The sequence below is a fragment of the Janthinobacterium sp. 344 genome (assembly GCF_900112025.1).
Lineage (GTDB): Bacteria > Pseudomonadota > Gammaproteobacteria > Burkholderiales > Burkholderiaceae_D > Janthinobacterium.
The window spans coordinates 152,120-166,165 of record NZ_FOKL01000008.1; the positions used below are offsets into that span (position 1 = coordinate 152,120).

A 14,046-nucleotide genomic window follows, 5' to 3' on the forward strand; every position below is an offset into this window, starting at 1 on the left:
GTACTGGACATCAGGCAGCCATTTCCTGGGGCTGGGTCGTTGCGTGGGCCATGGCACGGCGCAGCACTTCGGCCATGTCGCACTGGGCCTGGGCTTCCGCGGCGGGGGTGGCGGCGGCCGGCGCGGCGGCGACGGTGCTCACCGTGCCATCCTGGCCCAGCACCACGTCGAGCGTGCTGTCGTCGCGCAGCAAATCGGCCATGCTGGGCAGGTGCACGCCGGCGGCGGCCGCGTCCTTGGCATCGACGTTGAAATACACGTCCGTCATGTCGACCGTCTTGCCGTCGGCCAGGGTGGCGCTGCTGCGCTCCAGGTGCAGATTGCTGTTGGCGTCGAGGAAAGGCAGTTCCGTGTAGCTCACCGTCAGGCTGGCCACGCCGGCGTCGTGCAGGGACATCAGTTCGCCATCGTCCGTCACGCCATTGCTGTTGGCGTCGCGCCAGATGCGCAGTTCGGCGAAATGGTCATCCTTCGCGTCGACCACGCCGTCGCCGTTCGAGTCATAGCTGGACAGCTTGGCAAAGCCCGTGCCCTTTTCGTTGCCGCCGAACAGTTCCGAGATATTGTCAATCTTGCCATTGCCATTGCTGTCGATGGCCAGCAAGCCGTCCTGGGCCGAGACCCAGCCCGTCTGGATGGCGCTGCCCGTGCCCAGCAGGTCGAAGCTGCCGTGGAAGTCGGCGCGGGCGATCGTGTGCACGCCGTCACCGTTGAGGTCGATGACGATCGGCGTGATGGCCGCGTCCCAGCTCATGTCGTTCTGGCCCGACGCCAGTTTCAATATGTCCGTGTAGACCACGTTGGCCGTCGTGCCATTGCTGTTGACATCCGAATCGATATTGTCGTTCGTGCCCACGTTCTTCGCGCCCCAGCGCCACGTATCCATGGCGTAGCCCGCGTGGTACACGCCCGACTTGTCGAATTTCAGGGAATAGCTGCCCGGATCGAGGTTGCTGAACAGATAATTGCCGTTGGCGTTCGTGTAGGTGGTGGCCAGCAGCACGCCGCTGCCCGAGTACAGCTGCACCTTGATGTTGGCGATGCCCGCCTCGTTGTAGTCCTGCACGCCGTCATGGTCGGCGTCGCGCCAGACCTTGTCGCCCAGGCTGGCCTTGCGGTAGATGCCCGCATCCCAGCTCATGTCGTTCTGGCCGGCGGCCAGGTTGATCAGCGCCGAGCGCCCCGTGCTGACATCGACGTCGGAATCGGCCGTATCGCTGCCGACGTTGGCCTTGGTGTAATAAAAGCCCGATGGACGGATGACTTCCACCTTGTAGCTGCCGGCCGCCAGTTCGCTGAACAGGTAATTGCCGCTGGCATTCGTCGTCGTCGTGGCGATGACCACGTTGCTGGCGTTGAGCAGGTTGACCTTCACGCCCGCCACGCCCAGCTCGCCCGCATCCTGCACGCCGTTGTAGTTATTGTCTTCCCACACGCGGTCGCCGATGGAGGCCGTGTTGAGCTTGACCAGGCCCGCATCCCAGTCCAGCTGCACGTCGCCCGATTTCAGCACCGCCATGGCGGTGGTGAGGCCGGTGGCCGGATTGACGTCCGAATCGGTGGCATAGCCGCCGATATCGGCCTTGGTGAAGCCATAGCCTGCCGGTGGCACGAAGCCCAGGTAATAGTTGCCCGGCACCAGGTTGCTGAACAGATAGTTGCCGTTGGCATCCGTGGTGGCGCTGGCCACGACGGCGCCGTTGCCGTTGTACAGGTTGACCTTCACGCCGCCGACGCCCGTTTCGCCCGCATCCTGCGTGCCGTTGCCATTCGCATCGAACCAGACGCGGTCGCCGATGGACGCCGTCTTGTACAGGCCCGCATCGAGATCCTTGTAGTTCTGGCCGGCAACGACTGTCACCTGGCCGCTGTTGCCAGCCGCGTTGATGTCGCTGTCGAGCGCATCGTTGCCGCCCGCATCCTTGACGGTGGTCAAGTAGCCGGCGGGAGCGACGACGGCGATCGAATACGTGCCGGGATCGACATTGAAATTGTAATAGCCGCTGGCGTCCGTCACGGTCGAGCCGATCACGCCGCCGGCCGCGTTTTTCAGCTGCACGGTGACGCCGCCGATGCCGGACTCGCCCGCATCCTGGACGCCGTTCGCGTTCGTGTCATGCCACACGCGGTCGCCCAGGGTGGCCGGCAAGGCCACGATGCCCGCGTCCACGCTGTGGTTGCTGTCGCCCGAGGCCAGCAGCACTTGCGCCGTGCGGCCATCGGCATTCGCGTCCGAATCGCGCAAGTCGTCGCCGCCCTGGTCCTGGCCCGTGAAGACATAGCCCGCCGGCAAGGTGGTCTTGTCGAACTGCACGCTGTAGGCGCCCGGTTTCAAATTCGTGAACAGGTAGTTGCCGTTCGCGTCCGTCACCAACGGGCTGCCCACGGCGTTGCCCGACGCGTCGAGCAAGGTCACTTTCACGCCAGCGGCACCTGCTTCGCCCGCATCCTGCACGCCGTTCTTGTTGGTATCGAACCAGACGCGGTCGCCCAGTTCGGCCGTGCGGTACAGGCCCGCGTCCAGGGTCAGGTTGGTTTCGCCCGGCGCCAGGGTCACGGGCGCCATCTTGCCGCTGGCATCGATATTGCTGTCCTTGGCCGCATCGCCGCCCTGGCTGGCTGCCGTCGGCACATAGCCGGCCGGCGCCACCACCGTCACCGAATAGGTGCCGGGATTGACGTCGAAGTGATAGCCGCCGCTGGCGTCCGTGGTGGTGGTGGCGACCACGTTGCCGGCCGTATCCTTGAGTTGCACGACCACGTTGGCGATGCCCGCCTCGCCCGCATCCTGCACGCCGTTGGCGTTCTTGTCTTCCCAGACGAAGTCGCCCAGGTGCGCCATCGGCACCTTGAAGGTCAGGTAATGCGGCACCAGGCTCAGGTCCTGCGCATTGCAGCCAGCCGTGCCGCCGTCATCGCGCACCTTGAAACCGAGGTCGAAGTCGCCCGCCACGGTCTGGCTGGGCACGAAGACCAGGTGGCCCGCGCGGATGTCGTCGATGGAGATTTCCGTGCCCACCGCCACGGCCACGCCGTTGAGCAAGACCTGGCCCGCCGTGGTGGTATTGGTGATGACGATGGATTTGAAGCCGTCATGTTCGACGTCGTCGTGGAAGCCGAAATCGCCTTCGCTCAGCACCACGTTGTTGCCGTTAAGCAAGGTAAACGTCTTGTCGGCCGCGTCGGGCGCGTCATTGACGGGATCGATGATGACTTGCAGGCTCAACTGGACGATATCGCCATTGCCCTTGTCGATCGTCACCTGGATGGTGGAGAAACTGCCGTTGTAGTTGGCGGCCCAGTCGCCGGGGCGCACATACACGGTGTCGCTGTCGAGCAGGCCGAACAGCGGGGTATTCGTGTTCGATTCCGTATCGTCAGGCAGCAGTACGTTGAAAGTCTTGATGTTCAGTTCGCCCTGCGCCGTGTAGCCCGCCTGGATCAGCAGGTCGCGGATGTCGAAATTCTTGCTGGTATCTTCACAGACGTGGACCGTGGTCGACAAATTAAAGGTAGTCATGCGGCCTCCTGACGGTGCGCAACAGCGGCGGCAGGAGTGGGAACGGTCGGGGCCAGGGCGTAGTCAGCCAGGCCGGGCAAAGCGGCGAATGTATACATAGATGGGCTTCCAAGAAGAGACTTGTTAAAAAATGAAGCCGGCAGCATCTTGTATACAGTTTCTAGGGACACAGGAGCCAGACGACGCAACCATACAGCACGGTATGATTGTCTTTCTGATATTTAAGTTAGCGCAATTATATCGTCTATATTTTCAAAAGCAAATTATTTTCCGTCAATACTGATGAATTTTTTATATTATTGATGCATTCATGGCATTTCACGGCACTCGCCTGCCCGCTGAAATTGCATGCCGCCTTCTCTGACATGCCCACAATCGCCTACAATCTCGGGATGAATCAACTTACCCTCGTCTTGCCCTTCGCCCTGCCCAACGCTGAACTGGTTGCCGACCTGATCAAGGTCCTGCAAGCGCCCGCCCTGGCCGCCCTGCTGTCGCGCACCTCCAGTAGTAATTTGGAAACTTTTGACAACGCCAACCGCCTGCTGCCCCATGAAGCGTGGCTTTCGCATGCGCTGGGCCTGTCACCGGCCGCCAATGGCGCGGCGGCGCAGGCGGCCTTTGCCGCCCAGGCCATGCGCGGCTACGGCCTCACGCCGGAACCGGGCGCGCGCTATTTCCTGCTGCACCCTGCCCACCTGGCGATTGCCCGCAGCCATATCAGCCTGGAAGACTTGCGCCAGCTCAATCTGAGCGACGCCGATGGCCGCGCCCTGTTCGACACGGCGCGTCCGTATTTCGACGAGATCGGCCAGCCGCTGGCGTATGGCGACGCGGGCACGTGGTTCATGCGCGGCGATGCCTGGAGCGACTTGCAATGCGCCACGCCGGATGCCGCCACCACGCAGGACTTGTCCGTGTGGATGCCGGAAGGCGAACATGCGCGCGCCGCGCGGCGCCTGCAAAACGAAGTGCAGATGCTGTGGCATGCGCACCCCGTCAACGCGGCGCGCGAAGAACGGGGCTTGAAGCCCATCAATTCCTTCTGGATCTGGGGCGGCAGCCAGGCCACGGCCGCACCCGCACCTTGCGCGGCCAGCCTGCATGTGGCGGACGCGCCGGGCTGGCTGGCCGCGCTGGCGGAACCGGCGCAGCGCCTTGCCAGTCCAAGCAGTGTGCTGGCCAGCCCGCAGGACACCATCGTCGTGCTGGGCGGATTGACCGAAGCGGCGCAGGCGCAGGAGTGGGGCTTGTGGCTGCAGCAGTTGCAGGCGCTGGAGGCGCACTGGTTCGCCCCCCTGCTGGCGGCCCTGAAAGATGGCCGCCTGGGCCAGTTGCGCCTGGTGCTGAGCCACCGCGACGCCTGGCTCGACGTCACCACCAGCAAGAACGCGCAGCGCAAATTCTGGCGCGCGATGACCCTGAACAAGTTGAAAGCATCATGACCCGTACCCGCATCGCCACCCGTCCCTGCCCCTACCGCGAATCCGAACTGCTGCGCCAGGGCGGCATCCATCCCGTACTGGCCCGGCTGTATGCGTCGCGCGGCCTGTCCGACGCGGCAGAACTGTCGAGCGAACTGGCCGCCCTGATGCCACCGTCCGGCTTGCTGCACATCGGCGCGGCCGGCGTCTTCCTGGCCGACGCCATTGCGGCAAAAAAACGTATGGTCATCGTCGCCGACTACGATTGCGATGGGGCCACCGCCTGCGCCGTGGCCATCCGCGGCTTGCGCGCCATGGGCGCCGACGTCGATTTCATCGTGCCCAACCGTTTTGAGTACGGCTACGGCCTGACGCCGGAAATCGTCGAACTCACTGCCCGTGAAAAGTCGCCCGACATCATCATCACCGTCGACAACGGCATCGCCAGCATCGACGGCGTGGCCGAAGCGAACCGGCGCGGCATCCAGGTCGTCGTCACCGACCACCACTTGCCGGCCGATACCCTGCCCGACGCGGCCGTCATCGTCAATCCGAACCAGCCCGCCTGCGGTTTTCCGTCGAAGCACCTGGCGGGCGTGGGCGTGGTGTTTTACGTGCTGCTGGCCCTGCGCGCCGAGCTGCGCCGCCGTGGCGTCTTCGATGCGCAAACGCAACCCAAGCTGGACAACCTGCTCGACCTGGTGGCGCTGGGCACGGTGGCCGACGTGGTGCGCCTCGATACGAATAACCGCATCCTCGTCGCCCAAGGCCTCAAACGCATGCGCAAAGGCAATATGCACGCGGGCGTGGCGGCCCTGTTCCGCGTGGCGGGCCGCGAAGCGCGCAGCGCCACGCCGTTCGACCTGGGCTTTGCCCTGGGCCCGCGCCTGAACGCGGCCGGCCGCCTGCAAGACATGTCGCTGGGCATCGAATGCCTGATCACGGACGACGAGGGCCGCGCCTGGGCGCTGGCCCAGCAACTCAACGACATCAACTTGCAACGGCGCGAGATCGAGGCGGAAATGCAGGATACGGCCCTGCTGCATCTCGACAGTTTCGAGCCGGCCAACAGCAGCACCATCAGCGTCTTCGACGCCTCCTGGCACCAGGGCGTGATCGGCATCGTCGCCTCGCGCCTGAAGGAAAAGTTTTATCGCCCGACGATTACCTTCGCGCCGGGCGCGGACGGCTGGATCAAGGGCTCGGGACGCTCGATCCCCGGCTTCCACCTGCGCGACGCGCTCGACCTCGTGTCGAAACGGGCGCCCAGCCTGATCGACAAATTCGGCGGCCACGCCATGGCGGCCGGGCTGACCATCCGCGCCGACGCCTTCGACGCGTTTTCGCAAGCCTTCGAAGCCGTGGGCCAGGCCTGGCTCAGCCAGCAGCAGCTGGAACGGGTGGTGGAAACGGACGGCCCGCTGGAAGACGCGTATTACACGACGGCCTTCATCGAGCTGATGGATGGGCAAGTGTGGGGCCAGGGCTTCGCCCCGCCCGTCTTCTGCGACGAATTCCGCGTCGTCAGCCAGCGCATCCTCAAGGAACGGCACTTGAAACTGCTGCTGGAAAAGAACGGCGTGCGCTTCGATGCCATCTGGTTCGGCCACACGGACGCCCTGGGTGAACGCACGCGGGTCGCCTTCCGCCTCGATGCGAATGAATACAATGGCACGACCAAGGTGCAATTGATGGTGGAGCATGCCGAGCCTGCCTGAGCACGCAGCCTGCCGTTATTGCCCCATCTCAAGCATGCGCCAGATAGCCAACATTCCTCCTGCGTAATCGCGTATCTGGTCATACAGGCAGCCGCCGGTTGCCATGACTGGGGGAATTTTGTATGGAATACGGAGGATTCTGGCGCCGCGTGGGCGCGTTTTTTATCGATATCGCTATCATGCTGCGCTGGTCCTGCCCCTCGTTTACCTGGGACTGCCCAAGAGCCAGTCTTTCCTGCTGTACTGGTTTCTGCCCAGCCTGGCACTGAACCTTGGCTACAATGTGTACCTGGTCAACCGTTTTGGCGGTACGCCCGGCCAGCTGTTATGCAAATTACGCGTTCGCATGCTCGATGGTGCTCGCGTCACGCGCCAGGCGGCGCTGCTGCGCCATGCCGTGCTGCTGGCATTGACGATACTGAGCGCCATCGCTGGCATCATTGGCGTCTTGCGCATCGATGAGGCCGCGTATCTGCAGATGCCGTTCATACAGATATCCGCGCGCATGGCCGGCCTCAGGCCAAGCTGGGCCGCGACCGTCGATACCTTGACGCAGATGTGGATAGTCAGCGAATTCGTGGTGCTATTCTTTAACAAGAAGCGCCGCGCGCCGCAAGACTTCATGGCCGGCACGGTCGTCGTCAAGCTTCCAGCCCGCGCACCGCAAGCGCCGCCGCTGGCCTCCACTTCCACCTGAAAGTTATCCCGCACCATGTTGACCGGCCTGAACCACCTCACCCTGTCCGTGCACGACCTGGCGCGCAGCGTCGTGTTTTACCGCGATATGCTGGGCTTGCGCCTGCATGCGCGCTGGGATGGGGGCGCGTATCTGTCGGCCGGGGATTTGTGGCTGTGCCTGTCGCTGGAGGGACAGGACACCGCCGCGCTGGCCAGCCCCGCCTACACGCACTATGCGTTTTCCATCTCGCAGGATGATTTTCCCGCCTTTGCCGCCCACCTGCGCGCCGCCGGCGTACCCGAATGGCGGCAAAACCGCAGCGCCGGCGATTCCCTGTATTTCCTCGACCCGGACGGCCACCAGCTGGAAGCCCATGCGGGCACCCTGGCGCAGCGGCTGGCGGCGTGCCGCGCATCACCGTACCCAGGCATGGTGTTCACGGACTGATACTTGACAGCCCACAAATTATTGAATTCGTTAAATTCATTAATCCATGAAAATGCATTGCATTGTTGCAATAGAATAACGCCGTTATGCTTCGATATCCCGCTGATAATCTTGTTTTTAAGACCTAATCAAGCGAACAAGATTGCATCGAAAAATGGAGGAATATGCGACATTTTAATGCATAAATGCAAATATTGATTGAAAATAGTTAACACTTATTTGGCAGATTCGCTAGAATCGATAACGCATCAGCCAATTCCTGATGATGCTTGATCAGTTCTGAGGGCAAACCCGTCGAAAGGCGGGGACGCAAAGCCACCGGCCTACCGCGCGCAAGCGCCATGGCAGCGGGGCTGCCAATGCAGGGCCGGGACCGCGCACACGCGGCGCCAGGCGCGATGCATTGTCGAGATGTGGCCCTCGCCCAACTCGGAGAATCTTGCCATGACAAAATCCATTCCACTGCGTGCCCCGCAACCACGGCATGCGCGCCTGCTGCTGGGCACTGCCACCGCCATCCTGCTGGGCGCTTGCGGCCCGGGCCAGGAAGCCGCCGCGCCGCCCGCCATCCTCGCCACGGCCGCGACCGAATTCCAGGTCGAGGTGCCGGCCATCCCGGCCGCGGTCGGTGCGCTGGTGGCGCAGCCGATGTTCCATACCGCCCCGGCCATGCTCGACGCGCCTGACGGGCGCGACAACGCCAACAGCAGCGGCTCGGCCCACTGGCGTCCCCATTTGCAGCGCGTGCCCGTCGCCCTGGCGGGCATGGCCACGCGCCGCCTGACGGCACAGAAAATCGCCGCCGCGGAACAGGCGGCACAGGACATCGCGCCGCTGCAGTCGGGCGGCATGGATGCCGTCGCCACCCCCATGGCCGGCGGCAGCGTGGTGGCCACGTATTCGCCCGCGCAGATCCGCGCCGCCTATGATCTGCCGCCGCTGCCGGCGGCGGGCACGGCGCTGACGCCGGCCCAGGCCGCGCAACTGGGCGCCGGGCAAACCATCTACATCGTCGACGCCATGCACGATCCGAACGTGGTGGCCGAGCTGGCCGCCTTCAACCAGAAGTTCGGCTTGCCTGGCTGCACCACCAAACCGATCGCCACGACCGCCGCCCTGCCCTTGCCGCCGGCACCGGCCGGCGGCTGCGAATTCTCCGTGGTCTACAACACGCCAGCGAGCGGCATGACGGCCACCGCGCCCGCCTACAATTCCGGCTGGGCCATGGAAATCACGCTCGACGTGCAATGGGCGCACGCCACGGCGCCACTGGCGCGCATCGTGCTGATCGAGGCCCCCGACGCCTCCCTCAACAGCCTGCTGGGCGCCGTGCGCCTGGCCAACCAGATGGGGCCGGGCGTCGTCTCGATGAGCTTTGGCGCCGCGGAAGGCAACTGGACGGCCTCCGTCGACAGCGCCTTCACGGGCAAGAACATGAGCTATCTGGCCGCCACGGGCGATTCGGGCAGCGGCGTCTCCTGGCCGTCCGTGTCGAGCAACGTGCTGGCCGTGGGCGGCACCACGCTCAGCTACAGCGGTAGCGGCGCGCGCAGCGAGGCGGCCTGGTCCGGCACGGGTGGCGGTGTCAGCGCCTACACGGCGCTGCCCTCCTACCAGACGGCCAACGTGGCTGGCCTGAGCAATCTGCTGCGGCGCAATGTGGCCGACGTGGCGTTCAATGCCGATCCCGCCTCGGGCCAATACGTGGCCGTGATGACGCCCGGCAGCAGTGCCGCCAGCTGGTTCAGCGTGGGCGGCACCAGCCTGTCCACGCCGCAGTGGGCCGGCTTGCTGGCCATCGCCAACGCCAGCCGCGCGCTGCAGGCCAAGAGCGCGCTCGGCTTGCCGCACGGCGTGCTGTACGGCCAGATCGCCGCCGTGCCCGGCACCTTTGCCAGCAGTTTTGCCGATATCACGCAGGGCAGCAATGGCACGTGCGGCGTGTGCACGGCCAGGGTCGGTTATGACCCGCTGGGCGGACTGGGCACGCCGAACGTGAAAAACCTGCTGGCCAACCTGGCCGGCACGCCGCTGGCGCCCGTCGCGCCCGTGGTGGCGCCCGCCAGCATCAGCGGCGCGGCCGGCAAGCCGCTGTCGTTCACGGTGTCGGCCAGCGCAGCCAACCCGCTCGGCTACGCCATGCTGGGCGCGCCAGCGGGCATGAGCATCGCCGCCACGGGCGTGGTCAGCTGGCCGGCGCCCATCGCCGGCACGTATGCCGTGACCATGGTGGCCAGGGATAGCGTGAGCGGCTTGAGCGGCCAGGCCGTGTACGCCATCAGCATCGCGCCTGTCGCGCCGCCCGTCGTCGCGGCCGGCGCCATCACGGGCAAGGTAGGCACGGCGCTGGCGTTCAATGCCGGCGTCACCGCCGCCAATCCCGTCAGCTATGCGCTGAGCGGCGCGCCGGCCGGCATGGCCATCAGCGCCGCCGGCCTGGTCAGCTGGGCCGCGCCCGTGGCCGGCACCTACGCCGTCACGGTGACGGCCACGGACAGCAAGACTGGCCTGAGCGGCAAGGGCCTGTACACGGTGGCCATCGCCGCGCCGCTGGCACCCGTCGTGACGGCGGCCAGCATCAGCGGCAAGCCGGGCGTGGCCCTGTCGTTCGCTGTCACGGCGGTCGCGCCGAATCCCCTCACCTACAGCCTGTCGGGCGCACCGGCGGGCATGGCCATCAACGCGGCAGGCATCGTCAGCTGGGCCAACCCTGTGGCGGGCACCTACAGCGTGACCGTCATCGCCAGGGACAGCAAGACGGGCCTGGCCGGCCAGGCCGTGGCGACGGTGAAAATCGCCGCCACGGGCCCGACCATCAGCGCCGCCGCCATGACGGGCGTGGCCGGCAAGCCCATGGGCGGCAGCATCGTCCTGACGGCACCGGGCGCCACCTCGCTGCGCGTCACTATCGTCGGCGCGCCACTGGGCATGCAGTTTTCCATGAGCGGCATGACGATCAGCGCCACCTGGCCCCTGCCGTTGGCGGGCAGCTATGCATTGACGATCGTGGCGGTCGATAACAATGGCTTGACGGCGCAGGTGAAAGTGCCCGTCACGGTCACGGCAAGATAGGCTGGCGCGGCAGGCTGGCAGCGGGGCGACACGCAAGGTGCCGCCCCGTTTTTCATGCGCGCTCGTTGCAGCAAATCCAGAAAAGGAGTATACATAGTCCATATATGGATTTTTTACACAAGGAGATCGCATGAATCTCGCCTATGCCTACCCCAAGAGCCGCTTCGAGCCGGCGGTGCTTGTCGACCTGAATGCCAGGGCCGAACGCGAACGCTTGTCGCAGGCGGCCCTGAAAGGCTTCTTCAAGCTGGCCGCCGCCTGGAAGCTGCGCGACGACGATGCGCGCGAATTGCTGGGCGGCCTGTCCAGCAGCGCCTGGTACGAGTGGAAAAAGCACCCGGACCGCGTGCTGGAAGTGGACCGCATCACGCGCATTTCCTATCTGCTGGGCATCTATAAAGCGCTGCACATCCTGTACGGCGACAAGCTGGCCGATGAATGGGTCAGCCTGCCCAACAAGAACCCCGTGTTTGGCGGCCGCACGCCGTTGTCGCAGATGCTGGCCGGCGGCTTGCTGGCCATGCAGACGGTGCGCAAGCTGCTCGATGCGCGGCGCGGAGGGCTGTGATCTTGCCGCCCGCCTGCCTTGATCCCCTGCCGCCGCTGGCCGCGCTGCGCCAGATCGACACCTGCCGCCTGATCCCGTCGCGCTTCGCCGACATGGAAGATTCCGTGCTGGCGCCGCTGGCCGAGGACGACAGCCACCTGCGCGAGCTGTTCGAGCTGGACAACGCGACGAATGCGCGCCTGGTGGCCGAGTACGGCGGCGCGCCAGGCATCGGCGTGGACGAGCTGGTGTTTGGCGTGCCGCATTTTCGCATCATCAACGCCGCCTACACGTATGCCCGGCCGGAAGGGGCGCGTTTCAACGATGGCGAACGGGGCGCTTGGTATTGCGCCTTCGACATGAAAACGGCGCTGGCCGAGATCATTTTCCACAAGACCGTGGAATACCAGGAAATCGATTATTTCGACGACAGCGTCAGCTACCAGTCGCTGCTGGCCGATTTCTCCGCCAGCTTCCACGACTTGCGCGGCCAGCAGCGCTACCAGGCTTGCCTGGACCCGGCCAGCTACATCGCCTCGCAAGACCTGGCCGCCATCCTGCTCGACGCCGGTTCCATGGGCGTCATCTTCCCCAGCGTGCGGCGCGACGGCGGCACCAACCTGGCCTGCTTCCGCCCCGCCCTGGTGGGCAATGTTCGCAAAGGCGCCGCCTATCGGTTAACATGGCGGGGTACGCCAACGCCGCACGTGGAAATCCTGCAAGGATAGCCGCGCGGCGCGGCAGCCGACTCACCGCAACCTGATCTCACATGCAAACCAACCCTGAAAAAGACACCGAACTGCGCCTCAAAGTCAACAGCGAAACGGCCCGCCTGGCCTGGAGCGAACTGGAAAAGCACTTCGCCCAAGGCAATGTCGTCTGGGTCGCCAACGAGCTGGACCTGGTCGAAGTGGCCGTGCGCATCTCGCACGACGACAAGGCCACCATCACGCAATGGATGGTCGACGGCAAGCTCGCCAAGGTGTCGGACCAGCAGGCGCTGGACTGGCAAGCCGCCGATGCGGCCCTGTGGGCTGTCGTCGTCAGCCCGTTCATCCTGGTGCAGCAGGAAAAGCCGACCAAACACTGATGCTGGCTGCGTTCGACGTAGGGCAAATGTGCAGTCAACTAAATTTGGCACTTAATTTAGTTATCCGATGCTATCATGGGGCTGCAACTTGTGGAGGACGGCATGAACTTTCTAAATATTCAACCAATTAGCTACTTGAAGACGAACACCAGCGACGTGGTCAAACAGGTGCTTGAGACGCATGACCCGGTCGCCATCACGGTGAACGGCAGAGTTCAGGCAATTGTTCAAGACCCTGTTAGCTATCAAAAGACTCAAGATCAGCTTGCCATGCTCCGCATCCTTGCTCTCGGCCGTAAGCAGATTGAGGAAGGTAAAATCATTGCTCATGATGACGTTGTGGCCCTTCTGGAAGCTGAAGACGACGACAATTGATTGCACAAATGAAAATCATTTGGACTCAGTACGCCTTGAACGATTTGCAAGACATTCGCTTCTACCTGAAGCAGAACGAATCCCTTGCTTTTGCCAGCAAGGTGACGCAAGAGATTCTGGCTGAAGTCAATTCGCTCAAAGATCGGAACATTAAAGGCACCTTTGTTCCTGAACTTGAAGACCTTCATTTGATGACTCACCGCCAACTGTTAGCTGGCCAGCATCGCATCCTCATCGAGTATGGATATAACGACATCATTTATATCCATATGATTGCCCATACCAGCCGTGACCTGGAAGCATTGATTCGCCGTCGCTTGCTCAATTCGTAAGCCGTACGTCCTGCCAGCCGCGCGATGGGCACCCGCAGGGCACCACATTACGCAATGAGAAGGAGTTGACAATGCGCAGCAAGCGCATTGTCAGCGCATTGCCAGCCCGCGTCAGTGCCCTCCCCCCAGATACGCGGCAATCACCTTCGGATCCGTCTTTAAACTTTCCGCCGGCCCGTGCACGGAAATGCTGCCGTTTTCCAGCACGTAGCCGTAATCGGCCACGTTCAGGGCGGCGGAGGCGAATTGCTCGACCAGCAGCATGGTCACGCCTTCGGCCTTCAGGCGCGTGATGATGCGGAAGACTTCTTCCACGAGGATCGGCGCCAGGCCCATCGATGGCTCGTCCAGCAGGATCACTTCCGGGTTGAGCATCACGGCGCGGGCCATGGCCAGCATCTGCTGCTCGCCGCCCGACAAGGTGCCGGCCAGCTGGTCGCGCCGCTCCTTCAGGCGCGGGAACAGTTCCATGGCCTTGTCCAGGTCGCCCTTGATGTCGCCTTTCGGGCGCGACCGCGTAAAGCGGGGGAAGGCGCCCAGCAGCAGATTGTCCGTCACCGACATCGAGGCGAACACGCGCCGGCCTTCCGGCGAATGGGCCAGTCCGGCGCGCGCGATGCGGTGCGAGTCGAGGCCCGTGACATCCTTGCCGCCCAGGGTGACGGTACCAGATTTCGGCTTCAGCATGCCGGAGATGGCGCGCATGGTGGTGGTCTTGCCGGCCCCGTTCGAGCCGATCAGCGTCACCAGCTTGCCCTTCGGGACATCGAGCGAAATGCCGTGCAGGACTTCGACTTTGCCATAGGCGGCGTGCAGATTGTTAATGGTCAGCATGGTCTTCC

General features: G+C 64.0%; 12 protein-coding genes and 1 riboswitch. Of the genes, 10 read left to right on the forward strand and 2 right to left on the reverse strand.

From position 1 onward, the window contains the following. Positions 1-10: 10 nt before the first annotated feature. Positions 11-3,520, reverse strand: a complete 3,510-nt coding sequence (locus tag BM193_RS21005) for an SdrD B-like domain-containing protein (RefSeq protein WP_092800142.1) — start codon at positions 3,518-3,520, stop codon at positions 11-13. Positions 3,521-3,912: 392 nt separating this feature from the next. Between BM193_RS21005 and BM193_RS21010 the strand changes: the two genes are divergently transcribed. The 10 genes from BM193_RS21010 (at position 3,913) to BM193_RS21055 (ending at position 13,204) form a co-directional block, all read left to right on the forward strand. Beyond that, complete coding sequence (locus BM193_RS21010; protein ID WP_254786346.1) at positions 3,913-4,965, forward strand: hypothetical protein; 1,053 nt, start codon at positions 3,913-3,915, stop codon at positions 4,963-4,965. Continuing rightward, the gene (recJ, locus tag BM193_RS21015; protein WP_092800139.1) at positions 4,962-6,662 is read left to right on the forward strand and encodes a single-stranded-DNA-specific exonuclease RecJ; all 1,701 of its coding nucleotides are present in this window, start codon (positions 4,962-4,964) and stop codon (positions 6,660-6,662) included. The genes BM193_RS21010 and recJ overlap by 4 nt, the downstream gene beginning before the upstream one ends. 103 nt (positions 6,663-6,765) lie before the next feature. Beyond that, positions 6,766-7,359: an RDD family protein gene (locus tag BM193_RS21020; protein ID WP_092800136.1), complete on the forward strand. Its 594-nt coding sequence runs from the start codon at positions 6,766-6,768 to the stop codon at positions 7,357-7,359. A gap of 15 nt (positions 7,360-7,374) precedes the next feature. Continuing rightward, a complete protein-coding gene (gene fos, locus BM193_RS21025) occupies positions 7,375-7,788 on the forward strand; it encodes a fosfomycin resistance glutathione transferase (RefSeq protein WP_092800133.1) in 414 nt (137 codons plus the stop codon). Positions 7,789-8,062: 274 nt separating this feature from the next. Further along, positions 8,063-8,149: riboswitch (cyclic di-GMP riboswitch) on the forward strand. Between the two features lie 83 nt (positions 8,150-8,232). Then, positions 8,233-10,860, forward strand: coding sequence for a S53 family peptidase (locus tag BM193_RS21030; protein WP_092800523.1), 2,628 nt, complete (start codon positions 8,233-8,235; stop codon positions 10,858-10,860). A gap of 130 nt (positions 10,861-10,990) precedes the next feature. Beyond that, the gene (locus BM193_RS21035) at positions 10,991-11,428 is read left to right on the forward strand and encodes an MbcA/ParS/Xre antitoxin family protein (RefSeq protein ID WP_092800131.1); all 438 of its coding nucleotides are present in this window, start codon (positions 10,991-10,993) and stop codon (positions 11,426-11,428) included. Beyond that, entirely contained in the window at positions 11,425-12,135 is a 711-nt protein-coding gene (locus tag BM193_RS21040) for an RES family NAD+ phosphorylase (protein ID WP_254786347.1), read from the forward strand. Before BM193_RS21035 ends, BM193_RS21040 begins: the two co-directional genes overlap by 4 nt. 41 nt (positions 12,136-12,176) lie before the next feature. After that, on the forward strand, positions 12,177-12,497 hold the full coding sequence (locus BM193_RS21045; protein ID WP_092800129.1) for a DUF2288 domain-containing protein: 321 nt from the start codon (positions 12,177-12,179) through the stop codon (positions 12,495-12,497). 102 nt (positions 12,498-12,599) lie between these two features. After that, positions 12,600-12,872: a type II toxin-antitoxin system Phd/YefM family antitoxin gene (locus BM193_RS21050; protein WP_092800517.1), complete on the forward strand. Its 273-nt coding sequence runs from the start codon at positions 12,600-12,602 to the stop codon at positions 12,870-12,872. Positions 12,873-12,880: 8 nt separating this feature from the next. Beyond that, entirely contained in the window at positions 12,881-13,204 is a 324-nt protein-coding gene (locus tag BM193_RS21055; protein WP_092800127.1) for a type II toxin-antitoxin system RelE/ParE family toxin, read from the forward strand. Between the two features lie 111 nt (positions 13,205-13,315). On the opposite strand, the gene BM193_RS21060 is transcribed toward BM193_RS21055, so the two are convergent. Continuing rightward, complete coding sequence (locus tag BM193_RS21060) at positions 13,316-14,038, reverse strand: ABC transporter ATP-binding protein (RefSeq protein WP_092800125.1); 723 nt, start codon at positions 14,036-14,038, stop codon at positions 13,316-13,318. Positions 14,039-14,046: the final 8 nt, after the last annotated feature.

Bases quoted from the DNA above. Each gene is read 5' to 3' on its own strand.
- BM193_RS21045 (WP_092800129.1), top strand. From the start codon at position 12,177: ATGCAAACCAACCCTGAAAAAGACACCGAACTGCGCCTCAAAGTCAAC.
- BM193_RS21010 (WP_254786346.1), top strand. From the start codon at position 3,913: ATGAATCAACTTACCCTCGTCTTGCCCTTCGCCCTGCCCAACGCTGAA.
- BM193_RS21055 (WP_092800127.1), top strand. From the start codon at position 12,881: ATGAAAATCATTTGGACTCAGTACGCCTTGAACGATTTGCAAGACATT.
- BM193_RS21050 (WP_092800517.1), top strand. From the start codon at position 12,600: ATGAACTTTCTAAATATTCAACCAATTAGCTACTTGAAGACGAACACC.
- BM193_RS21030 (WP_092800523.1), top strand. From the start codon at position 8,233: ATGACAAAATCCATTCCACTGCGTGCCCCGCAACCACGGCATGCGCGC.
- BM193_RS21020 (WP_092800136.1), top strand. From the start codon at position 6,766: ATGACTGGGGGAATTTTGTATGGAATACGGAGGATTCTGGCGCCGCGT.
- fos (WP_092800133.1), top strand. From the start codon at position 7,375: ATGTTGACCGGCCTGAACCACCTCACCCTGTCCGTGCACGACCTGGCG.
- recJ (WP_092800139.1), top strand. From the start codon at position 4,962: ATGACCCGTACCCGCATCGCCACCCGTCCCTGCCCCTACCGCGAATCC.
- BM193_RS21060 (WP_092800125.1), bottom strand. From the start codon at position 14,038: ATGCTGACCATTAACAATCTGCACGCCGCCTATGGCAAAGTCGAAGTC.
- BM193_RS21005 (WP_092800142.1), bottom strand. From the start codon at position 3,520: ATGACTACCTTTAATTTGTCGACCACGGTCCACGTCTGTGAAGATACC.
- BM193_RS21035 (WP_092800131.1), top strand. From the start codon at position 10,991: ATGAATCTCGCCTATGCCTACCCCAAGAGCCGCTTCGAGCCGGCGGTG.